Genomic DNA, 19,861 nt, shown 5'->3' with positions numbered 1-19,861 from the left:
CGAGGGTGATAATCCTTACGAGTCGCATCCGTCCGTCCGCTCGAGCGCGACAGCAGGGGCTCGCGGCCGGTGGCAAACGGTGAGGACATTCCTCAGGCGCGCACCTCCTCTTGCTCCTGCTGGCGTTCGACGCCAGCCTCTTCGGCGAAGCGCTCGAGGATGTCGACCGTCACGCGGCGCTTCTCGGCTCCGTAGTCCTTGACGCGGCGGGTGACCGCCTTGACCTGCTCGTCGGTAGGGTCGAAGCCGCACTCGACGAGCCGCTCTCGGACCGAGTGGGTACCGGTGTGTTTCCCCATGACGAGCTTGCGCTCGGCACCGACCATCTCGGGGGTCATGACGCCGGGTTCGAAGGTGTCGGAGTTTTCGATGACGCCGGCGGCGTGGATGCCGCTCTCGTGGGAGAAGGCGTTGTCGCCGACGACGGGTTTGTTGCCCGGCGTCGCCATCCCGCTTTTCTCTTCGACGATCTCCGATAGTTCGGTGATGCGCGTCGTGTCGATCCCCGTATCGCACTGGTAGAGCGACTCGATGGCCATCACGTACTCCTCGTAGGCCGCGTTGCCGGCCCGTTCGCCGATCGAGTTGACCGACACCTGCGCCTGGGCCGCGCCGGCCTCGATACCGGCCAGCGCGTTAGCGGTGGCCAGCCCGAAATCGTCGTGCGTGTGCACGTCGACCCGCGCGTCGGTGTGGGCACAGACCTTCTCGATCATGGCCCGAAAGCGGGTCGGCGTCGCGACGCCGCACGTGTCCGGAATGTTGATCCAGTCGGTACCCGCGTCCGAGACCGCCTCGATGACCTCGAGCAGGTACTCCTCGTCGGTTCGAGTCGCATCCATCGGCGAGAACATGCAGGTCGCGCCCGCCTCTTTGATGCGTTCGACCGAGTCGACTGCGCGCTGTACGACTTCCTCCCGGGTGGCGTGCATCGAATCCTCAATCTGGACGTCGCTGGTGGACACGAACGTGTGCACCATCTCGACGCCGGAATCGAGCGCCGCTTCGATGTCCCCGTCGACGACGCGGGCTAACCCGCAGGTCGTCGAACTGGTTGCCGAAGCGATGTCACGAACGGCCTCGAACTCGGCGTCCGAGTTGACGGGGAATCCGGCCTCGATGACGTGGGTTCCCATCTCGTCCAGAATGGACGCGATCTGCCGTTTGTCGTCGTAGGAAAACGATGTGCCGGGCGACTGCTCGCCGTCCCGGAGGGTCGTATCGAAGACACGTGCTGACTCTATTTCGTCAGTGGAATCTAACGTGCCCTGGAAGAACTCGACCCCCCTGATTGGTATCAGAGGATGGGCTGTCTTGTGAAGACATTGTATCTGAATCCGAGGTGCGACGAGATATATAAACCTAACGCTGTGAGCAGCGGACAGCGGTCGCGGGCTCTGCCAGTTCCGATCAGATTCATTGCGAAACCGCACGACTGCGACGGCCTAGTATCTGATAGTATCTCCTAATACTGTTTAGGCACTCTCCAGCAATCTGCCCCGAATATCGAGCATCGAACCCGAATTACCGGCCGTTCGATCTCATTTGCCCCGTTCGAGCGCTGGCGCGCGGTCGACTGTGGACGTTCGATCACCGCTCGCATCCTCGAGTCAACATACTACTGTTCCGCCCCGACTTCCAGCGTAGATAGTAGACATTCATCCACCATTGGCGATGGGCGGTGGGGATCGGACCGACAATCAGGTGGCGTTGCTACGCTCCGTGGACTCATCGCACCCCACGCCAAGTAGGGACTCGAATCGGCGGAACGGAACCCCTCCGGAAGCAGTCGCGCGTGTGAGCGTTTTATGTCCGGTCGTGGTAGGACGGCGCGCATGACGACCGACGAGATCACCGACTTGCTGACCGGGGCGTATATCGACGAATTCGAGACCGTGATGAACTACCAGACCAACGCGATCGTGCTCGATGGCATCCACGCCGAGGAGGTCAAGGCGAGCCTCGAGGAGGACATTCAAGAGGAGCTCGGCCACGCGAAAATGCTCGGCGAACGCCTGAAACAGCTAGACGAATCCCCGCCCGGCTCGGAGTCGTTCGAGGCCAACCAGCACAGCCTGCAGCCGCCCGAAGATACCACTGACGTCCAGTCAGTCATCGAGGGCGTCCTCGAGGCCGAGGAGTCCGCCATCGAGACCTACCGGTCGCTGATCGAGGCCGCAACCGACGCGAACGATCCGGTCACGGAGGACGTGGCGGTGACGATTCTCGCGGACGAGGAGGCCCACCGGACCGAGTTCCGCGGCTTCCAGAAGGAGTTCCCGATGGACTGACAGACAGACGGTTGTTGGAATTAAATAACCGATATATTCATTCACTAATAAAAATCCAATATCTTGGTAAACAGTGACCGACAAGCAGTACAAGCTACTGCGCCGATCCCTGTAACTGCCCCTGCGCAAGCCGGACTACATGTGATATAGCTTCCAAGAGAACCGCCACAACCTGCGCACGGCCCAAAGCACAGGCGGTTATTTGAATAGGTTTCTGGCTCTTCTGTATATCGGTGATTCGAGCCAGTCCCGGTTTTTTGCGGCCTCTTCGAGTTTTTCTAACGCCTCTTTTTCGTCGAGCACGTCTCTTTTGACAAATGCTTTTAGGATGATCGGGGAGATAGCGACCCTCGCTTCTACTACTGGTTGTAGTTCTGGGAGCGCTCGGAGATCGTCGGTAATCAAGAAATCGGACTCTAATTGATTTGTGAGTTCAATGGTGGTGGCCTCTCCTTCGTCTATTCGAGAGGACTGTAAGTCAGTGTTTTCGGTGTTGTGGATGTTTATTCGGTGAGTTTGAGCCAAGACTGTTTGAGCGGCTTTTGCATGCCGATCTTCATACTCGCTGGTCGCCTTGAGCTCTTCGAGCACTGTTTCTGTGGTGTGAATATCGAAATCGGATACCAGGGTGTCGAGGAGGTCAATGCTGGCTACTGTGATCAAGGCGCTTGTATCGGCGACAATCATTCAAAATTGAGACCTGCGATTTTCAGAGATCGGCAAGTTCTTGGGCTACTTCTTCGCCTTGGTCGAGAAGGGTTTTCGAAGTCTTTACTGCTTCAGCGTCCTGCCTACCGATGAATTCTTTGAGCACCTCGAAGGAGATTTGATCGTCCAAGTAGAGTTCGATGACTGCTTCTTTGAATTTTTCGTTGTCCTCTACGTCTTCTAGGTATTCTTGGAGGGCCTCTTTGAGGATCTCCGTCCGATTTTTATGCGTGATTTCGGCTGCGACGTCGGTTTTCTGAATCAAGTTTTCCGGAAGCCGAAAGTTGACTCGTGTATTTCCCATTTGCAAACTCCCTCTTGTACATACATTGTACCCACATATTGAAGTATCTATCCACTCGGCCCACTCTTCTCCTTTCTGAATTGCACTCTTCATAGTAGAAGTATCCGCATCGCTGAGAAGAATTTCGTGGGAGAACGTTTTTCTCGTCCCGGTTCGAGCCACCCTGTATGAGCGATTTCGACCTCGACCTTCGGACCGTCGAGGAGCACATCGACGACGAACTCGAGCTCGAGGGCAGTATCATCCTCGGCTTCCTCGATGGAGAGACGCCGGACGACGAGTGGCTCGAGGCGATTTCGAAGGGAAACGTGCTCGTGCTCAACGTCGACGGCGACGTCAACGAACTGGCCGCGGGATTCGCGCGAGATATCAAGGAGTCGGGCGGGAATCTCGTCCACTTCCGGGGGTTTCTGCTCGTGACACCGCCTGGCGTGGACGTGAGTACGGAGCGACTGTAGTCGTCTCGCGAACGACCGGCAAAGCAAAGTGGTCGAATTTCGATGCCGTCTCGATCGTGCCTCGATGAATGAAGAGCGCGTTCTACTGACACTGGCAACACGGAGGGGCCACACCCTCCCCAGCCGATTCGCTCACTCACTCCGTTCGTTCGCTCATCCCTCGCACAGTGTGAGTCGCGTCTCGCTTTCGCTCGCCGCGACACAGCGCGCGCCACCGCATGGTTGTTCCCCGTTTCGAAGTGCAGACGCCCTCACGCCACGGTAAACGTTAGGAAGTGGCCGTCCGGATCGCGGATGACGACCTCTTCATCTGCCTCCCGCTCGAGCGAACCGATCCGATCGCGCACCGCCTCGAGCGCAGCGGCCGGCTCGTCGGTTTCGAATCCGAGGTCGACGTGGACGCCGCCGCGGGCGTCGGCGATTCCGAGGTGGGGTTCCCAGAGCTCGAGAGCCATCGGCCCGTGGAGTCGGACGCGCTTTCGGTCGTCGCCCTCGTCGACCGTTTCGAATCCGAGATCCTCGTAGAAGGCCTGTGCGCGCTCGAGATCCGCGACCTCGAGGACGACCTCGAAGATGCCGTCGATTCCCGGCCCCGCGACGTCCTGTTGACCGAGTTCGACGCAGTTGCCATCGGGATCGTACAGGTAGAGCGATCGGGAGGGGCCAAAGCGCGCCTCCTCGAGGTCGTAGTTGTCGTCGAGGCGGTCCCACCAGTCGTCGTACTCGGCCGCGGGGATCGAGAACGCAAAGTGCGTGTGGAGCCCGCCCCGCGGGAGCGCCGCCGGTCGGCGGAGCACGAGATCGGTGTTGCCCGCCGCGAAGACGAGTTCGTCCGCCCCGCGCTCGCGACACGTTAATCCCAAGGTCTCCTCGTAGAACGTCCCCGCGACCTCGAGGTACTTGGCCTCGAGGGCAAGCCAGTCCAACCCGGTTAGCATACGCGGACGTACGCGAAGCGCGTGCATAGAAGCGTCGCCGGTTGCCCCGGCGGGTGGCTCGAGTCCGGTCGGCCGCGCTCCGGCGACTGACCGGTCGGTACAGTGGTCGCCGAGGTTTATGGAGCGACGGCCCAAAGGATGGCAGTATGACTTCCCGCGTCGACGAACGCGAGACCGAGTTCCGCGAGATCGACCGCTTCGAGAACGGCGTCGGCTGGATCGCCTACCCCGACGAACGGATGCAACGTGCCAGCCACGCCCTCGCGGTCGACGGCGAGGTCTGGGTGATCGACCCGGTCGACGCCGCAGGGATCGACGACCTGTTCGCCGAGTTCGGTGACGTGACCGGTGTCGTCGTCACGCTCGACCGGCACAAACGCGACGCGGCCGCGGTCGCGGACCGCCACGATGTCCCCGTCTACCTGCCCGAATTCTTCGACGGCGTCACCGAAGACATCGACGCCGCGGTCGCCCGCTTCGACGACGAACTCTCCGATACCGGGATCCGCGCCATCACGATCGTCGACAACCGCTTCTGGCAGGAAGTCGCCCTCTACAACCCGGCCGACGGGACGCTTGTCGTCCCCGAAGCGGTCGGGTCGGTGGCGTACTTCCAGGCCGGCGACGAGGAACTCGGCGTCCATCCGATGTTGCGGCTGAACCCACCGCGGACGGCCCTCCGCGGCGTTGCACCCGAGCGCGTGCTCGTCGGCCACGGCACTGGCGTGATGGCGGACGCCGCGCGCGTCCTCGAGACCGCGCTCGCCAACTCCAGAAAAGGCGCGCCACGGCTGTACGCTACCACAGCCTGGGAGCTGCTTCCCGTTTAACGCGTCCGGGAACCGATCGGGACGAGACAGCACGGCTCCCTGGAGAGGCATACAGCTAAACTCCCGGCCACCCAAAGGGACCCTGTGGTCTACGTAACTCGCGCACTCGTCGACGTCCTTCTGGACCTGGCGAGCGACGCCGACCCTAACGACGTGACGACCGGCGTTTCGGTCACGCCGGCGAGCGAACTCGAGGGCGCGGACGCGATCCCGCCCGAAACACCCGTTTTCACCGACTTCTTTCTCCCCGATCCCGACAACTCCGTCAACGCCGTCTTCGGCGTCGATCTCTCGACGCCCGCGCGCCAGGCCCAGGGTCGGTTCGTCTCCCACCCCGTCGGCGAGCTCGAGGTGACGCGCCGGGACCACCTGGCAGAAGTCATCTTCGTCGCCGTCCCGCCGTGGGGACCCGACGATCGGTCGTTCGCCGCGTTCGACCGGAGCGGCAACCGGCGGACCCTCGAGATCATCGACGCCTCGCCGCCGGGGCAGTCGTTGACCGATTGATCGATACCGTCCGACGGCGACCGGACACGTCGACTGCGTAGCGCGGCTGCTATCCGTCAAGCAGTGATGCTCACTCGTTACTGGGATCTGGCAATCTCAAAAATAGCTGAAGTTAGGTCAGCCCCCTAGCGGCAGCTCTCCGTCTCCGATGATCCGGTCGATGATGCGATCGGGGTTCCGGTCGCGTCCATCGTCGTCACTGTCGTTGGATGGAAAGTCCGGGATGTGAGGCATGCCTTTCCCTCGTGCATAGCGATGCGCTCGAGGCAAAAAACGGTGTTCCGGACCCTCTACCGGGGCCATCTGCGGTCCCACAGGAGCGTTCGATGCGGAGTCGGCCGCGGCCCCGGGTCGCTCGAGGCGGACGGGCAGGGGTGTCTCGGGTAGTACTGGGCAGCTCAGATCGGTTCAGGCCGGCTCACTCGAGATAGCCCAGCCCGCGGAGCTGTTCGGTGATCTCTTCGAACTCGGCTTCGGTGAGTTCACCCTCCCGCTGGTGCTGGATGACGATGCTGCGCAGCAGGAATCGGACGAGGTCACTCGTGCTCTGGAAGCTCGTTCCCTCGATGGTTTCATCGACGCGGTCCGCGAGATCCTTCGGAATCGACACCGTGGTGTAGTCGGTCATACGCCATACTCTGTCGCGGGCCCCAAATGCGTGTCGACAGGTCGATGGTCGCCACCGACCCGGTGGTCGATGGCTCACGCGGCTGTCGGCCGGGTTGCCGTTGGCTGCGGTTGCTGTCGGCCGAAATTGCTGGTAGCGGAGGGCGGTTGACAGTAGGCAGTTGACAGTGGGCAGTTGGCAGCGTCGACAGCGTTCGACGAACAGTCACTGTTCGGTGACACTCCGCTACCGTCTCCACAGGCATTTTTATATCCGGCTCCGTAGCGGGAGGTACAGGTATGGGAGTCCGGCCACCATCGAGCGGAGACGACGAGGAAACCGACAGTATCGAGTTCGGCATTGCGGCCGTCGACGCTCATCTCAGCGATTCCGATCTCTCCTTTCCGGCCACGAAGGACGACGTCAGAGCCGAGATCGGCCACGAGAACGTACCCTACGACGTTCACGGGAACGACGTGCCGCTGAGCGAGATGCTCGCCGAAGTCCCGACTGAGCAGTTCGACTCGCGCCAGGAGCTGTTGAACGCGCTCCATCAACCCTTCGAGGAGTACCGCCGAAACAACTCGAACGGGGTCGTCGCCCAGTTCCGCTCGCTATTGCCCTTCTGAATTTTCACTGTCGATGAAATATCGCTGACAGCGAACAATAGCGGTGTCAGTGAAAGAGCCATATTTACAAAATGGAAACGAAGATGATGAGCGTCCTGCTATCGTGGCAACACGGAATCGCCACGCCCTCCCCAGCCGATTTCTACTCACGGCGGCTCCGCCGCCGTCTGCTTACGAGCCTGCGGCCCGTTCGCATGGTCTGCGAGACCGCCGGTCTCGCACTATTCGTATGGTTCGCGGAACCCCCGGTTCCGCGCTAACGCTCGCTCCTGTCGTCACTCGCTACACTCGTGACGACCCCGCACAGCTTCGTACCGTGATTCGCTTTTCGCTCATCACGGTACAGCGCGCGCCACAGCACGCTGGTTGACCGGCTGATAGATGTGGATTATCTGAACGTTTTGGGTAGACCGCAGCCCTCTTTCGGCAGTTCACGACACCCGCCGTCACTCGTTGTTCGACTCTCGAGCGATCCGCTCGAGTCGCCGCCGCTGCTCGCGGTGGAGGGTCACGAGCATGTCCGAGAGGACGCCGAACATGAGGAGCTGGACGCCCAGTAGGATGGCGGCCGCCGAGGCGAGAGCCATGACTTCGTGGCTCTGGGTGTACTGGATCCACTCCCAGAGGACATAGACCGCGATGAGACTGCCCGAGAAGATCCCGGCGACCCCGAGACTGCCGAAGTAAAACAGGGGGTTGTTGGTCTTGGCCAGCGAGTACAGCGTGAGCAGGATCGTTCCGCCGTCTGTGACCGGGTGGAGATTGGTTTCGGACTCGTCGGGCCGAGCGCGGTAACTGACCGGGACGACCGTCGTCTCGACGCCGTGTTTGACGCATTCGACGGCGAGTTCGGTCTCGATCGTGAACCCGTCGGAGTCAAGCGAGAGCCGTTCGAACGACTCGACGGTGAACGCTCGGTAGCCTGAGAGGATGTCCTCGTAGTTGGCTCCGTGGACGAACCCGAACGCGCGGTTGATCATCCGATTGCCGAAGCCGTTCAACGCGCGCATCGCGTCGTCGTCCATCTCGGCGAAGCGGTTGCCGATCACGTGCTCGTACCCTCGCGAGAGCGGTTCGACCATCTTGTCGGCGTCGGCCGGATCGTAGGTGCCGTCGCCGTCGGCCATCAGTACGTACGGGACAGTGACGTACTCGAGGGCCTCGCGGACGGCCTGGCCCTTTCCGTCACCGGACTGGACCAGCACTTCGGCGCCGTGCTCGCGAGCGATCTCGCGAGTGCCGTCGGTCGAGTTGCCGTCGACGATGACGACGTTCGTGTACCCCTGCTCGTAGAAGCCCTCGATCACGTCGGCAATCGTGGTCGCCTCGTCGAGCGTCGGGATGAGAACGCAGACGTCGTCGGGCGAGATCTCGCGGGCGTCCTCGGTCGCGGCGACCTCCCCTGCGCCGTCCGAGAGGATGCTCGAGCCCGCACGTACTGCGTCATCTTCCATCGGACAGTATTCGCCCGCGTACCCGCAAAAGGCTACTGATTGAGTAGTGTCGGGCTTTTACGTCGGACTGGCTTCGACGCGGCCACCGCCTCGTCACCAGGTCAGACCTTCGTAGACCTCGAGGGACTCCTCGTCGATCTCGATCCGCCGACCGTCGACCACGACGGAGCGTGCCATTCCCTCGAACGACAGGTCATCGAACTCCGGCCAGTCGGTCGCAACGACTGCGCCGTCGGCCCCCTCGAGCGCGCTTTCGGCCGACTCCGCGTACTCGATCTCGGGAAAGTCGGGTCGAACGTTTTCGATCGCGACCGGATCGTAGGCGACGATTTCCGCGCCGCGATCCCGGAGCTGCTCGATCACGTCCAGCGCGCGGGACTTGCGCACGTCGTCAGTCCCGGGCTTGAACGAGAGTCCGAGGACCGCGATTCGGGCCCCCTCGAGGGCGACGTGCTCCTCGAGCAGGGCCACGAGCCGCCGCGGCTGTTCGTCGTTGACCGCGACGGTCGCATCGAGCAGTTCGGGATCGTAGCCCTGCTCGCGAGCGCCGGCGCGCAGCGCGTTGACGTCCTTGGGGAAACAGGAGCCGCCCCAGCCGAGTCCCGAGCGCATGAATCGCTCCGAAACCCGGTCGTCGAGCCCGACCGCCTCGAGCACCTCGTATGCGTCCGCGTCGTACTCCCTGGCGATGTTCCCGAGTTCGTTGACCAGCGAGACCTTCGACGCGAGAAAGGCGTTGTTCGCGTACTTGATGAGTTCGGCCTCGCGGATGTCCGTCTCGACGAGGTCCGTCTCCTCGCGCGCAAGAATGGGCGCGTACAGTTCTCGGAGGGTCGCGGCAGCCCCCTCGCTCGCAGTCCCGAGAACGACCTTGTCCGGCTCGAGGAAGTCCTCGACCGCGGTCCCCATCCGGAGGAACTCGGGGTTCATCGCGAGCTCGAGGCCGTCGCCAATCTCCGTTCCGGATTCGGCCTCGAGGATCGGCCCGACGACGTCTTCGGTCGTGCCGGGCAGGACCGTGCTCTTGACGACCACGAGGTGCTCGCTGTCTTTGTCGGCCAGCGCGCGGCCGAGCGACTCCGCACCGGCTCGCATGATCGCGAGGTCGAGACTGCCACTCTCGGACTGGGGCGTGGGCAGACAGAGAAACGTAACGTCCGTGTCGCGGACTGCATCGTAGTCCGTCGTCGCGCGGAGGTTTGTGCCCGCGTGGTCGGCGATTCGTTGCTCGAGACCCGACTCGTGGATCGGTGCCTCCCCGGCGTTTATCGTCGCGACGATTTCATCGTCGATCTCAACGTTCGTGACGTCGTAACCGAGGTCGGCGAGACAGGCGGCGATTGTGGTGCCGACGTAGCCGCTGCCGACGATGGAGACGTTCATAGGGGACGGGATGCGGGGTGGACGTTAGACGTTTTTGGGTTCGAGCACACCGACTTGTCCCGATCGGCGACCGTCACCAACACGAAAGCTATTCTTGTCGTTCGAGACTCCCTAGAGAGACATGCAGGAACCCTTCGGCCACCGCGGCCGTCTCGCGGCGGGCATCGTCCTCCTCGCCGTTCTGGCCGGGCTCGTCCTGTGGGCGGGCGCGGTCCCCTCCGATCTGATGAGCGGCGGCTATCCGGACGAAGTCGACGTCACCCCGAACCGCGAGGCCTACGTAGGCGAGCAGGTCGTCCTCGGCGGTCGCGTCGTCGACACGGACCCCGTCATCATCGCGACGCGCGCCAGCGGCTACGGCAGGTTCACCCTCGTCAACGCGGACGACGGACTCCAGAACTCGGATGCGCCCCTCGAACAGGGTGACCGCGTGAGCGCGTTCGGAACCCTCGAGGACGAGTCGACCCTTGTCGTCGACCGAACGACGATCGGCGATACGGCCGGGACGACGTACATGCTCCTCGTCTCGTTTTTCGGCGGGCTCTGGGCGTTCGGCCGATTCGCCCGCGACTGGCGCTTCGATTTCGGTCGGTTCGCGGTCGTCCCCCGGGACGAGCCGATCTCCCTTCGGGACGTGATTCCCGGGACTCGAGGCGGCGCGAGCGGCGGTGATCGGAGTGACTGACGTCCTCACGCACGTTCTCGTCGGCTACGTCATCGGGACGCTCCTGTCGATTCGGTACGCGCGGCTGCGGCGAGCGCACGTGACGCTCGTGATGATCGGCGCGCTCTCTCCGGACTTCACGAAGATCGACCTCGTGTTCCCGGACGAACTCGTTAGCTACCTGCTCGACATCCCCTTCTCGTGGGCGCCGCTCCACCTTCTCGGCGGAACGATCGTCGTGACGCTCTTCGGCTCGCTCCTGTTCGCACCGGAGTACCGCCGGGACGTCGTCGTACTCGTCGCGATCGGTGCGGCGTCACACCACGTCCTCGATCTGGGCCTCATGACCTCGACGGGATACTCCTACGCCGCGTTCTGGCCGCTGACCGAGTACCGACTGCCGGCAGGCGGGCTCTACCTGAGCACCGACCGCTGGCCGGCGCTCGTCGCCGGGCTGTGTGCGGTACTCGTCTGGGCGCTCGAGCGACGGGTCGGCGTGGGGGGATATGAGGATTCGGCATCGCTCGAGTGAAAGTGGTGAGGTGGAGAGAGGATCTCAATCGCGGCTCTAACGAGTGCTGTCGTTATTCGGCCGGTGCCGCGACCTCGGCATCGGTCAGTCGCTCCTCGGCTCGATCCCTGTCTTCGGGATACCCCACGTCGATCCGCCAGCCGCCCATCCGAATCGCGTCGATCGTCCGGCCGGACTGGATAAGTAGGTCAATCGCGTCCGGCAGTTCGTACTCGCCGCGATCGGAGGGCTGGACGAGGTGGCACGCGTGGAAGATCTCCGGCGTAAAGGTGTAGAACCCCGTCATGACGAGATTGGATGGCGGATCGTCGGGTTTCTCCATCACTTCCACGATCTCGCCGTACTCGTTCGTGTCGAGGACGCCGTATCTCGAGGCCTCCTCGTAGGGGACTTCCTCGACGAGGAAGGCGGCATCGGCGCGCTCTTCCTGCTGGCGGTTGATCACGTCGCCGAGATTCGATCGGAAGACGTTGTCCCCGAGCATGAGCATGAAGTCGTCGTCGATGTGGGGTTCCGCCTGCAGGATGGCGTGGGCGAGGCCGAGCTGCTCGCGCTGGTGGGCGTAGGTGATGGGGATATTCTTGTATTCGTCCCCGTAGCGTTCTATTATCTTCTCCTTCATGTAGCCGACGACGAGGACGAACTCGGTCGCACCGATTTCGATGAGGTTGTCCATGACGTCCTCGAGGAGGGGGTTGCCGTCGACTTCGACGAGGACCTTGGGTTTGTCGTCGGTGAGGGGCCGGAGGCGAGTTCCTTTGCCAGCGGCCAACACGACTGCTTGCATATTCCCATCGATAATACTTGATTACTATATGTCTTTGGGCTGGAGGCAAACATCATATCAGAGATCATTTCATGAGAATTGTGAATATAGACGTAATTAGAGATAGTACTTAACGGTTCGTTCTAACCCTTCTTCGAAGGACCAAGACGGCTTCCATTCAAGACGTTTGATTTTGTCCGTCTCGAGTGCATACCGCTGGTCGTGACCTGCCCGGTCCTCGACGAATGTAATTTGGTCTTTCGATCCGCCAACAGCGTCGAGAATCGCCTCGGTCACCTCGAGATTTGTTCGCTCTTCACCAGAGCCGATGTTGTACACCTCTCCGGGGTCGCCGTCACGGAGGACGAGATCGAGCGCGCGGCAGTTATCCTCGACGTAGATCCACTCACGGACGTTTGATCCGTCACCGTACACGGGGAGACCGTCACCCGCAGCGGCCTTCCGGATGAATTTTGGAATGAGTTTCTCTGGATGCTGTCGTGGGCCGAAGTTGTTACAGGTGCGGGTGATGAGGACAGGTAGATCGTGCGTCATCCCGTAACTTTTGGCGAGCAAATCGGCACTGGCTTTCGTCGCCGCGTACGGATTTCGCGGGTTCAATTTATCGTCTTCTCTGAATGTACCATCGAGGATCTGTCCATATACTTCGTCCGTCGAGATCTGGAGAAATCGATCTATATCTGCATCGACCGCGGCGTCAAGGAGAATTTGGGTTCCCTCGACGTTCGTCGTGACGAACGGGCCTGCGCCCTTGATGGAGCGATCGACGTGCGATTCAGCGGCGAAGTTGACGACTGCATCCGCGTCCGCGACGAGATCGTGGACGAGTTCGCGATCACAGATATTCCCTTCGACAAATTCGTGGTTCGGCTGCTCGAGAACCCCCTCAAGATTGTCGAGTGAACCAGCGTAGGTCAGCGCGTCAAGTGTGACGACTTCGTCCTCTCGGTTCTCGAGCAGATAGCGGACGTAGTTAGAGCCGATGAATCCCGCGCCGCCAGTAACGAGTATTCGCATATGATCACCTGCATCCCAGCACGTATTTACAGTTTCGGGAAGGCAGGTCGTATATGACGGTGCTCGTTCTCGGTGCAAGTGGATTACTCGGGAGTGCGCTCGTAGGCCAGTGCCTTGAGCAATCGATCGACGTAGTTGGGACGTATCATTCAACCGCTCCGTCATTCGAAATCCCACTCGAACAGCACGATATCCGTCACACGGCGGAATTCCAGACACTACTGGACAAATATCTGCCCAACACCGTGGTGAATTGCGCTGCAATGACGGACGTTGATGGCTGTGAGTCTGACCGAGAAAGGGCGTTCGACGTCAATGGAACTGCCCCTGGAGAACTCGCTCGTAGCTGTGCGACACGTGACATTCAGTTCGTTCACATCTCGACGGATTATGTCTTCAACGGCGAAGCGACGGCACCGTACGACGAAATGGAATCGACAGCGCCGATTCAGGTATACGGTGAATCGAAGCTCGCCGGTGAAGAAGCCGTCCGAGCTGTCGATGGTGAGAACTTGGTTACTCGGTTGTCGTTCGTCTACGGGGTTCGTGGAGATACGAACGACCTCGTTGGCTTTCCATCCTGGGTTCGCGATACACTACAAGCGGGCGACGAGGTTCCGCTGTTCGTCGATCAGCACCTCACACCGACTCGGGCAGGTCAGGCGGCTGCGACGATCCTTGACCTCCTTGAGTCAGGTGCGGAGAGCGTGTATCATATTGCGAGTCGATCATGCGTGACGCCGCACGAATTCGGGCACGAGGTCTCCCGCATACAAGATGCAAACAAAACGCTAATTCGCGAGAGCGACCAATCTGATATGACTAGAGCGGCGGATCGACCTGCATACACGTGTCTCGACGTGACTGCCGTCGAAGACGAACTGGAACGTCCCCAACCGACGCTTGAGGACGATTTACGGGCGATTGAGGACCACTTCTAAAGTCCGTACTGTTCTGCATGTTCGAGGAAGAATTCGCGGTCGTCTGCCGGGAGGTCTGCAAACCGGAGCACGTTCTCGCACTCGAGCCCCGGACATTTCATGACACGGTTGGCCTCTAATTCATTCGCTGAGACGACCGTTCTACACTCCGTGCAGGTGTGTGTGATGATGCGCATGGTTAGAGTTTGAGCTGTGAATTTTCACCGACGACGAGTCGACGTCCTTCCGGGAGTTCGTCGTCTGCACGACCGATATTTGCGCCACGTCCGAGGAGGCTATCCACGATCTTACCGCTCGTCTCGATCAACGACTCACCAATGATGACACTGTTCTCGATATGGACGCCCTCAAGTGTCGAGTTCGGCCCGATTGACGTATACGGGCCGACGTACGTCCCGGACTCGATTACCGTGTTTTCGGCGATTGAAACGGGGCCGCGAATGACCGCGCCATCTTCGATCCTCGCTGTTTCGTGCAGATCGACTCGGCCGTCGACTGTCGCATCGGGTGCGACATAGCCAGCACATTCAAGGTGATTGTCTTCGAGTACCAGTCGGTTTGCCTCAAGAATATCCTCGGGCTTGCCTGTGTCCTTCCACCAGCCGCGGACCACATGAGAGTCGATCGAATGACCGTCCTCGAGCAGGGTCTGGATTGCGTCCGTAATCTCGAGTTCGCCGCGCCAGGATGGCTCGAGACGCTCGATGACGTCGAACACCTCGTTCGAGAAGACGTAGATTCCAATAAGTGCGAGATTGGTTGGTGGATCGTTGGGTTTCTCGATAAGTCGCGTGACAGCTCCCTCATCGTCGACATCAGCGATCCCGAACTGTTCCGGGGTATCGACTTCCTGAAGCGCGATCCCTGCCCCGTAGTCGCCTCGCTCGAAGCTCTCGACGAGTTCTGCGATTCCCTGTTTGAGAATATTGTCGCCGAGGTACATTACGAAGTCGTCATCACCAACAAAGTCTCGAGCACAGCCCGCCGCATGGGCAAGTCCTAATGGGTTTCCTTGGACGATATACGTGATTTCAACGCCGTAGTCGCTGCCATCACCGAGCAGTTCCTGAATCTCCTTGCGGCCCTTGTGGCCGAGAATGACGCCGATTTCGGTGACGCCAGCTTCCTTGAGGTCCTCGATCGCGTACTCGAGGACCGGTTTGTTCGCGACCGGGACGAGCTGCTTCGGACCGGTGTGGGTGATTGGACGGAGTCTCGAGCCCGTCCCGCCCGATAGAAGAACACCTTTCATTGGTTATCCGCTCGGTTCTTCGTCCCAGTCTAAAGGTATTTTGTCCGTGTCGTAGGGGATTCGTTCCTCGTCGGGTTCGTCGTAGTCGTAGAGCTTCGACGGGAAGTTGAGCAGGAACGCCGGCTCATCGCCGATCGCCTTGAACCCGTGCCAGCAGTCACCCGGAATGCGGATGGCCTTCTGGTTGTGCTCGCCGATGACGAACGTGTCCAGTTCACCCTGTGTTGGGGAGTCCTCGCGATCGTCGTAGATGCCGACCTTGATCCGTCCCTTCGGGCAAATGAAGTGGTCGATCTGTCCTTCATTATGCCGGTGCCAGGCACGAACGATACCGGGATAAGTCATCGAGTAGTACGACATCTCTGGCTCGGAATCGAAGAGTTCCCAATCCGCTCGAAACACCTCGACGAGATGTCCCCGTTCGTCGGCGTTCACACGGAGATCCCGTGCCTCTACCCCGTCAATCATGACTTGGGGGAGTTTCTGGACAGCTATAAGTCTGTTGAACGTCGTTCTGGAGCGATATTTCAGTCCCCGCGCGGTAACCGTACTATGGATGTCTGCTGTCGGTCATCAACCGTCCTCGCTCAGCTAAATATTGTTACGAGTTGAGTACTAATGGCTCATACCATTGTCGATTCGCACGATACCAGTCAACGAAGCAGGAGACACCGTCACGGATGCTCGTTGAAGGCTCGTAACCGATTAATTCGCTCGCCTTAGAAACGTCAGCGTGAGTGTGGCGGGCATCGGCCTCCTTGGCCGCCGTGTATTCAATTGTCACGTTGGCTCCAGTCTCGTCGATGATGTACTCCGCCAATTCTTGAATCGTGATAGTACCAGTCGATCCGATATTCATCACCTCGCCGTCCGCTGCGTCGGTCTCGAGTAATTCGAGATTCGCTTCAACGATATCATCAATGTAGGTGAAGTCACGCGTCTGCTGTCCATCCCCATAGATGACCGGCGGATTTCCATTCAGACACCGGGATGTAAAGTTTGTAATCGCCATATTCGGCCGCATCCGGGGACCGTAGACCGTGAAGTAGCGAAGGCTAACGGTCGGCACGTCGTAGACTTCATTCCAGACTCGACAGTAGTGTTCGGCCGTGAGCTTGGTTACGCCGTAGGGGCTCTGCGGTACATTCTGGTGCTCCTCGTCGTACGGGAGGTACTCGACTTCGCCGTAGACGGACGACGAAGATGCATTAACGAACCGTTCAATACCGTGGTCATCGGCAGCGAGTAGGAGATTCAAGAGGCCGGTCGTATTGATCTCATGCGGTTTCTTCGGATTCTCGACGCTCGTTCGGACCCCCGCCTGCGCGGCTTGGTGATAGATGAACTGGATATCGCGGCTCGAGACGAGTTCGCGAACCAGTTCCTCATCAGTGATTGAGCCCTCGACGAACTCGTACCGATCAGGAGCGGTTTCGCGGCAGTGTTCAATATTTTGTTCCTTGATTCCTATATCGTAGTACGGATCGAGGACATCGAGAACAACTATGTCGTGGCCCGCATTGAGGAGCCCCTCGGAGATATGAGAACCGATGAATCCCGCACCACCGGTTACGAGGACGTTCATACCCGTCCGAACGGGAGGGGGTCGTTAGTTAGTTTCGGACCAGTCTCTATTACCTGGACACTGTAATCAAACGTACGACGTTTTTAGCGAGCAGACAACTCTAGTGCATATAGTCATTGCTGGACCTGCCGAAACAGCAAGTTTATGACTTGAGAATGGAAACCGAAGACAACTCCGAATGACGAACTCCGAAGACCTCAGCTGGCGCGAAAAAATCGACGCACTGACCCGGGTCGCGAAATACCGGCCAGTTTTCACGTTCGGACTCATTATACTAGGTGGATTCGTTGCCTTCTTCCAAGGTGTCGGACTCGGTTTTATTTACCCGATTATCGAGGTTGCCCAGACGGAAGGACCAGTCACCGGGGAGGGCCGAGTCATGAACGCCTTCATCTCGTTCTACGAGTTCTTTGATATCCCCTTTACGTTAGGAAATTTGATCGTGGGTGTCGCTATCGTGATGACGTTTCGGTACGCGATGTCATTTCTCGCCGCCTGGCTGAAGGCCCTTCTGAGTTATCAGTACGAGGAAACGCTTCGGACTCGTGCGTTCAAACGCGCCCTACATGCGGAGATCGGTTACTTCGACGAGGAGGGTTCTGATGACGTACTGAACGCCATTATTACTGAAACGAGGTACTCAGGGCAGGTGATTCGGAAAGGAGTCGAGTTGATGGAGACGCTCTTTCTGATCGCCATGTACTTCGTCGTAATGTTGTACATCACTCCAACGATGACGGCACTCGCACTTACGGTCCTCGGCGGTATCACCGTTTTACTGCGGGTCGTCGTCGAGCCGGCCGTCACCGTCGGCTCCCGAGTTGCCGAGGCGAACGAACAAGTTCAGAGGTCCGTTCAGGCCGGCACTCAGGGAATTCGGGACGTTAAGCTGTTCGGACTTGGCGAGGAAGTGTTTACAACGTTCCTCAATTCGGTCGAACAGTATACGACTTCATCGATAGACCTATCGCGAAACGAAGCGGCGATCGAGAACTTCTATCGCCTTTCGGCTGCGATGACAATCTTCGTACTCATTTACATCGGATTCGTCTTTTCCGGGCTTTCTCTCGGCGAACTCGGGATCTTTCTGATCGCGATGTTCCAACTTGCCCCGGAAGTCAGTAAGCTGAATAGCCGACTGTATCAAGTCGAAGGTCAAATCTCTCATCTCGTCCGAACCCAGACGTTTTTAGACGAACTCGAGATGCAACAAGAAGACGGTGGAGAGCGCCCGATCTCAACAGTTCAGCGTGTCGAATTCGAAGGCGTCGCCTTCTCGTACGATGACGACGAAAATGTCCTTGAGGATATCTCTTTCGCGGTCGAGAAAGGTGAATTCGTCGCATTCGTCGGTCAGTCTGGGGCTGGGAAATCGACTATCGTCTCGCTGCTGACTCGGATGTACGATCCAGATCAGGGAGAGATCCAGGCCGACGGCGTGCCACTCGAGGAGTACAACCTTCACCAGTGGCGCGAGCGAATCGCAGTGGTCCAACAGAAGCCATTTATTTTCAACGACACTCTTGAGAATAACATTTCAGTCGCCAAGCGGGACGCGACTCGAGAAGATGTCGAGAGAGTTTCCGAGATAGCCAAGGTCAACGAGTTCCTCGACGAACTCCCTAGCGGGTACAAGTCCAAACTCGGGGACGACGGCGTCCGGCTATCAGGTGGACAACGTCAGCGAGTTGCTTTGGCGCGAGCATTGTTGAAAGACGCTGACTTCCTCGTACTCGATGAGGCAACCAGCGATCTAGACTCGAGCCTCGAGAGAGAAGTTCAGGATGCGATCGAGTCGATGGACCGCAATTACGGAATCATCGCGATCGCTCACCGATTATCAACGGTGAAGAACGCTGACCAGATCTATACGATAGATGATGGAAAGATTATCGAACGAGGGTCCCATCGGGAACTTTTAGCTGATGAGGGAGAATATGCAGAGTTATACGCGATCCAGTCTCGGAGCTAATACCCAAATATCTACCTTAATCCATTTCCCTAATATATTTGTCATTATTAACACCTCGCCAGAACTGTCAATAATAATACAATAAAACTTTCGCCACAATTTTGCAATCTACATTTTGTAGATTCTATGCCCATTGACCGATCTGTCGGTCTGAATCAGTTATTTAGTTCGCTTCTGTCCGCTTCTGGTGTCCGAAATTCAGCATTTTTCTATCCAGGGGCGTTGTCCCTCAGATCTTTTTGCTTTTTGACCAAAAGATTGTTTCTTGCATCCGGTCTAGACTCTTCTGCTATATTCGGATCTTTACACAAGTACTGTACATCTGGCCAAAACAACCTTAGCAGAGATCGGACGATAGGGATGTTTTCGTCCACCCTTTTTGCCAGTTTGGTTAGGGTATGAGGCGAGGGATCATAATCTGATGTTTGGAATGTTAGATATTCTACGTCACTAAATATCCGGTTTAAGTGCTTTTGCGCAGTGATTGTTGTCATCATGAACTCTGATGTGCGGTAAAATTCAACGGTTTCATCATCCAGTAGATAGGGTGCAATCCTAGTTCCTATTGGTACCGGTAAATATGAGTACCATCTAGGTAATGGATGAGGTTTAGTTGGCGCTAAGCGATTTGGGAAAGTAAAAATACATTTCCCATTCCTCTTCAGAACACGACTTGCCTCAGCAACTATTGTGCCAGTATCTGGCACATGTTCTAAAGTTTGGCTACAAAAAACAAAATCGAAGCTATTGGAATTAAATGGTAAATTAAACCCATCGCCATAGACATATTCAGTTTCGCCTGACGTTTCAGTAAATGAAATGTCCACACTTACTGTCTTAGTAGATAATTTATCCATATACTTACCATTTTTACATCCGAGATCCAGTACCAAATCGTTTTTCGATATTTTGTCTTTGAGATAATACAGTGATGGATGGATGTTTTTGCCGCCTGTCGTAGAAGTACTCATGACCTTAACCGGTTATATCATTTTAAACACT

General features: G+C 58.4%; 23 protein-coding genes. 9 read left to right on the top strand and 14 right to left on the bottom strand.

What is annotated here, in order from left to right; genetic code table 11:
• Positions 1-92: 92 nt before the first annotated feature.
• Positions 93-1,301, bottom strand: coding sequence for a LeuA family protein (locus ACEWFR_RS18340; protein WP_374062475.1), 1,209 nt, complete (start codon positions 1,299-1,301; stop codon positions 93-95).
• Between the two features lie 534 nt (positions 1,302-1,835).
• Here ACEWFR_RS18340 and ACEWFR_RS18335 point away from each other — a divergent pair.
• Complete coding sequence (locus tag ACEWFR_RS18335) at positions 1,836-2,291, top strand: ferritin-like domain-containing protein (protein WP_374062418.1); 456 nt, start codon at positions 1,836-1,838, stop codon at positions 2,289-2,291.
• Between the two features lie 198 nt (positions 2,292-2,489).
• On the opposite strand, the gene ACEWFR_RS18330 is transcribed toward ACEWFR_RS18335, so the two are convergent.
• Both ACEWFR_RS18330 and ACEWFR_RS18325 read right to left on the bottom strand, forming a co-directional pair.
• Positions 2,490-2,978, bottom strand: coding sequence for a hypothetical protein (locus ACEWFR_RS18330; protein WP_374062417.1), 489 nt, complete (start codon positions 2,976-2,978; stop codon positions 2,490-2,492).
• A gap of 22 nt (positions 2,979-3,000) precedes the next feature.
• Positions 3,001-3,303, bottom strand: coding sequence for a ribbon-helix-helix protein, CopG family (locus ACEWFR_RS18325; protein WP_374062474.1), 303 nt, complete (start codon positions 3,301-3,303; stop codon positions 3,001-3,003).
• A 167-nt stretch (positions 3,304-3,470) separates the two neighbouring features.
• Here ACEWFR_RS18325 and ACEWFR_RS18320 point away from each other — a divergent pair, with 167 nt between their 5' ends.
• Positions 3,471-3,761, top strand: coding sequence for a DUF5779 family protein (locus tag ACEWFR_RS18320; protein WP_098726028.1), 291 nt, complete (start codon positions 3,471-3,473; stop codon positions 3,759-3,761).
• Between the two features lie 251 nt (positions 3,762-4,012).
• Here the strand turns inward: ACEWFR_RS18320 and ACEWFR_RS18315 are convergent, their stop codons facing one another.
• Positions 4,013-4,699, bottom strand: coding sequence for a VOC family protein (locus tag ACEWFR_RS18315; protein ID WP_374062416.1), 687 nt, complete (start codon positions 4,697-4,699; stop codon positions 4,013-4,015).
• A gap of 146 nt (positions 4,700-4,845) precedes the next feature.
• On the opposite strand from ACEWFR_RS18315, the gene ACEWFR_RS18310 reads away from it, so the two are divergent.
• Positions 4,846-5,529: a hypothetical protein gene (locus ACEWFR_RS18310; RefSeq protein ID WP_374062415.1), complete on the top strand. Its 684-nt coding sequence runs from the start codon at positions 4,846-4,848 to the stop codon at positions 5,527-5,529.
• Positions 5,530-5,613: 84 nt separating this feature from the next.
• The gene (locus tag ACEWFR_RS18305; RefSeq protein ID WP_374062414.1) at positions 5,614-6,036 is read left to right on the top strand and encodes a hypothetical protein; all 423 of its coding nucleotides are present in this window, start codon (positions 5,614-5,616) and stop codon (positions 6,034-6,036) included.
• Positions 6,037-6,454: 418 nt separating this feature from the next.
• On the opposite strand, the gene ACEWFR_RS18300 is transcribed toward ACEWFR_RS18305, so the two are convergent.
• Positions 6,455-6,664: a ribbon-helix-helix domain-containing protein gene (locus ACEWFR_RS18300; protein ID WP_374062413.1), complete on the bottom strand. Its 210-nt coding sequence runs from the start codon at positions 6,662-6,664 to the stop codon at positions 6,455-6,457.
• 278 nt (positions 6,665-6,942) lie between these two features.
• Here ACEWFR_RS18300 and ACEWFR_RS18295 point away from each other — a divergent pair, with 278 nt between their 5' ends.
• A complete protein-coding gene (locus ACEWFR_RS18295) occupies positions 6,943-7,272 on the top strand; it encodes a hypothetical protein (protein WP_374062412.1) in 330 nt (109 codons plus the stop codon).
• 446 nt (positions 7,273-7,718) lie between these two features.
• Here ACEWFR_RS18295 and aglJ read toward each other — a convergent pair whose 3' ends face one another.
• Together aglJ and aglM are read right to left on the bottom strand one after the other, a co-directional pair.
• Positions 7,719-8,726, bottom strand: a complete 1,008-nt coding sequence (aglJ, locus tag ACEWFR_RS18290) for an S-layer glycoprotein N-glycosyltransferase AglJ (RefSeq protein WP_374062411.1) — start codon at positions 8,724-8,726, stop codon at positions 7,719-7,721.
• Between the two features lie 93 nt (positions 8,727-8,819).
• On the bottom strand, positions 8,820-10,109 hold the full coding sequence (aglM, locus tag ACEWFR_RS18285) for a UDP-glucose 6-dehydrogenase AglM (RefSeq protein WP_374062410.1): 1,290 nt from the start codon (positions 10,107-10,109) through the stop codon (positions 8,820-8,822).
• Between the two features lie 121 nt (positions 10,110-10,230).
• Between aglM and ACEWFR_RS18280 the strand changes: the two genes are divergently transcribed.
• Complete coding sequence (locus ACEWFR_RS18280; RefSeq protein WP_374062409.1) at positions 10,231-10,794, top strand: hypothetical protein; 564 nt, start codon at positions 10,231-10,233, stop codon at positions 10,792-10,794.
• The gene (locus tag ACEWFR_RS18275) at positions 10,778-11,305 is read left to right on the top strand and encodes a metal-dependent hydrolase (RefSeq protein ID WP_374062407.1); all 528 of its coding nucleotides are present in this window, start codon (positions 10,778-10,780) and stop codon (positions 11,303-11,305) included. Before ACEWFR_RS18280 ends, ACEWFR_RS18275 begins: the two co-directional genes overlap by 17 nt.
• Before the next feature lie 52 nt (positions 11,306-11,357).
• On the opposite strand, the gene aglF is transcribed toward ACEWFR_RS18275, so the two are convergent.
• Both aglF and rfbB read right to left on the bottom strand, forming a co-directional pair.
• Complete coding sequence (gene aglF / locus ACEWFR_RS18270; protein WP_374062406.1) at positions 11,358-12,092, bottom strand: UTP--glucose-1-phosphate uridylyltransferase AglF; 735 nt, start codon at positions 12,090-12,092, stop codon at positions 11,358-11,360.
• Between the two features lie 96 nt (positions 12,093-12,188).
• Positions 12,189-13,109, bottom strand: coding sequence for a dTDP-glucose 4,6-dehydratase (gene rfbB, locus ACEWFR_RS18265; RefSeq protein WP_374062405.1), 921 nt, complete (start codon positions 13,107-13,109; stop codon positions 12,189-12,191).
• 53 nt (positions 13,110-13,162) lie between these two features.
• On the opposite strand from rfbB, the gene rfbD reads away from it, so the two are divergent.
• A complete protein-coding gene (rfbD, locus tag ACEWFR_RS18260) occupies positions 13,163-14,050 on the top strand; it encodes a dTDP-4-dehydrorhamnose reductase (protein WP_374062404.1) in 888 nt (295 codons plus the stop codon).
• On the opposite strand, the gene ACEWFR_RS18255 is transcribed toward rfbD, so the two are convergent.
• The 4 genes from ACEWFR_RS18255 to ACEWFR_RS18240 form a co-directional block, all read right to left on the bottom strand.
• Positions 14,047-14,226 (bottom strand): hypothetical protein, encoded by a 180-nt coding sequence (locus ACEWFR_RS18255; protein ID WP_374062403.1) that lies wholly within the window; start codon positions 14,224-14,226, stop codon positions 14,047-14,049. The two genes, rfbD and ACEWFR_RS18255, sit on opposite strands and share 4 nt — an antisense overlap.
• A gap of 2 nt (positions 14,227-14,228) precedes the next feature.
• Positions 14,229-15,302: a glucose-1-phosphate thymidylyltransferase gene (locus ACEWFR_RS18250; protein ID WP_374062402.1), complete on the bottom strand. Its 1,074-nt coding sequence runs from the start codon at positions 15,300-15,302 to the stop codon at positions 14,229-14,231.
• Positions 15,303-15,305: 3 nt separating this feature from the next.
• Positions 15,306-15,770, bottom strand: a complete 465-nt coding sequence (locus ACEWFR_RS18245; RefSeq protein ID WP_374062400.1) for a dTDP-4-dehydrorhamnose 3,5-epimerase family protein — start codon at positions 15,768-15,770, stop codon at positions 15,306-15,308.
• 133 nt (positions 15,771-15,903) lie between these two features.
• Positions 15,904-16,887: a GDP-mannose 4,6-dehydratase gene (locus ACEWFR_RS18240; protein ID WP_374062399.1), complete on the bottom strand. Its 984-nt coding sequence runs from the start codon at positions 16,885-16,887 to the stop codon at positions 15,904-15,906.
• A gap of 178 nt (positions 16,888-17,065) precedes the next feature.
• Between ACEWFR_RS18240 and ACEWFR_RS18235 the strand changes: the two genes are divergently transcribed.
• Entirely contained in the window at positions 17,066-18,859 is a 1,794-nt protein-coding gene (locus ACEWFR_RS18235) for an ABC transporter ATP-binding protein (RefSeq protein WP_374062398.1), read from the top strand.
• Between the two features lie 209 nt (positions 18,860-19,068).
• Here the strand turns inward: ACEWFR_RS18235 and ACEWFR_RS18230 are convergent, their stop codons facing one another.
• A complete protein-coding gene (locus ACEWFR_RS18230) occupies positions 19,069-19,830 on the bottom strand; it encodes a class I SAM-dependent methyltransferase (protein ID WP_374062397.1) in 762 nt (253 codons plus the stop codon).
• Positions 19,831-19,861: the final 31 nt, after the last annotated feature.

Source organism: Natrinema sp. H-ect4 (genome assembly GCF_041894845.1).
Taxonomy (GTDB): Archaea; Halobacteriota; Halobacteria; order Halobacteriales; family Natrialbaceae; genus Natrinema.
Note: the sequence above shows the minus strand (reverse complement) of the source record. Positions and strands in the feature narration are given on the sequence as shown.

Excerpts from the sequence above, each read along its gene's own strand:
- ACEWFR_RS18335 (WP_374062418.1), top strand. The coding sequence starts at position 1,836 with ATGACGACCGACGAGATCACCGACTTGCTGACCGGGGCGTATATCGAC.
- ACEWFR_RS18330 (WP_374062417.1), bottom strand. The coding sequence starts at position 2,978 with ATGATTGTCGCCGATACAAGCGCCTTGATCACAGTAGCCAGCATTGAC.
- ACEWFR_RS18325 (WP_374062474.1), bottom strand. The coding sequence starts at position 3,303 with ATGGGAAATACACGAGTCAACTTTCGGCTTCCGGAAAACTTGATTCAG.
- ACEWFR_RS18320 (WP_098726028.1), top strand. The coding sequence starts at position 3,471 with ATGAGCGATTTCGACCTCGACCTTCGGACCGTCGAGGAGCACATCGAC.
- ACEWFR_RS18315 (WP_374062416.1), bottom strand. The coding sequence starts at position 4,699 with ATGCTAACCGGGTTGGACTGGCTTGCCCTCGAGGCCAAGTACCTCGAG.
- ACEWFR_RS18310 (WP_374062415.1), top strand. The coding sequence starts at position 4,846 with ATGACTTCCCGCGTCGACGAACGCGAGACCGAGTTCCGCGAGATCGAC.
- ACEWFR_RS18300 (WP_374062413.1), bottom strand. The coding sequence starts at position 6,664 with ATGACCGACTACACCACGGTGTCGATTCCGAAGGATCTCGCGGACCGC.
- ACEWFR_RS18295 (WP_374062412.1), top strand. The coding sequence starts at position 6,943 with ATGGGAGTCCGGCCACCATCGAGCGGAGACGACGAGGAAACCGACAGT.
- aglJ (WP_374062411.1), bottom strand. The coding sequence starts at position 8,726 with ATGGAAGATGACGCAGTACGTGCGGGCTCGAGCATCCTCTCGGACGGC.
- aglM (WP_374062410.1), bottom strand. The coding sequence starts at position 10,109 with ATGAACGTCTCCATCGTCGGCAGCGGCTACGTCGGCACCACAATCGCC.
- ACEWFR_RS18280 (WP_374062409.1), top strand. The coding sequence starts at position 10,231 with ATGCAGGAACCCTTCGGCCACCGCGGCCGTCTCGCGGCGGGCATCGTC.
- aglF (WP_374062406.1), bottom strand. The coding sequence starts at position 12,092 with ATGCAAGCAGTCGTGTTGGCCGCTGGCAAAGGAACTCGCCTCCGGCCC.
- rfbB (WP_374062405.1), bottom strand. The coding sequence starts at position 13,109 with ATGCGAATACTCGTTACTGGCGGCGCGGGATTCATCGGCTCTAACTAC.
- rfbD (WP_374062404.1), top strand. The coding sequence starts at position 13,163 with ATGACGGTGCTCGTTCTCGGTGCAAGTGGATTACTCGGGAGTGCGCTC.
- ACEWFR_RS18255 (WP_374062403.1), bottom strand. The coding sequence starts at position 14,226 with ATGCGCATCATCACACACACCTGCACGGAGTGTAGAACGGTCGTCTCA.
- ACEWFR_RS18250 (WP_374062402.1), bottom strand. The coding sequence starts at position 15,302 with ATGAAAGGTGTTCTTCTATCGGGCGGGACGGGCTCGAGACTCCGTCCA.
- ACEWFR_RS18245 (WP_374062400.1), bottom strand. The coding sequence starts at position 15,770 with ATGATTGACGGGGTAGAGGCACGGGATCTCCGTGTGAACGCCGACGAA.
- ACEWFR_RS18240 (WP_374062399.1), bottom strand. The coding sequence starts at position 16,887 with ATGAACGTCCTCGTAACCGGTGGTGCGGGATTCATCGGTTCTCATATC.
- ACEWFR_RS18235 (WP_374062398.1), top strand. The coding sequence starts at position 17,066 with ATGACGAACTCCGAAGACCTCAGCTGGCGCGAAAAAATCGACGCACTG.
- ACEWFR_RS18230 (WP_374062397.1), bottom strand. The coding sequence starts at position 19,830 with ATGAGTACTTCTACGACAGGCGGCAAAAACATCCATCCATCACTGTAT.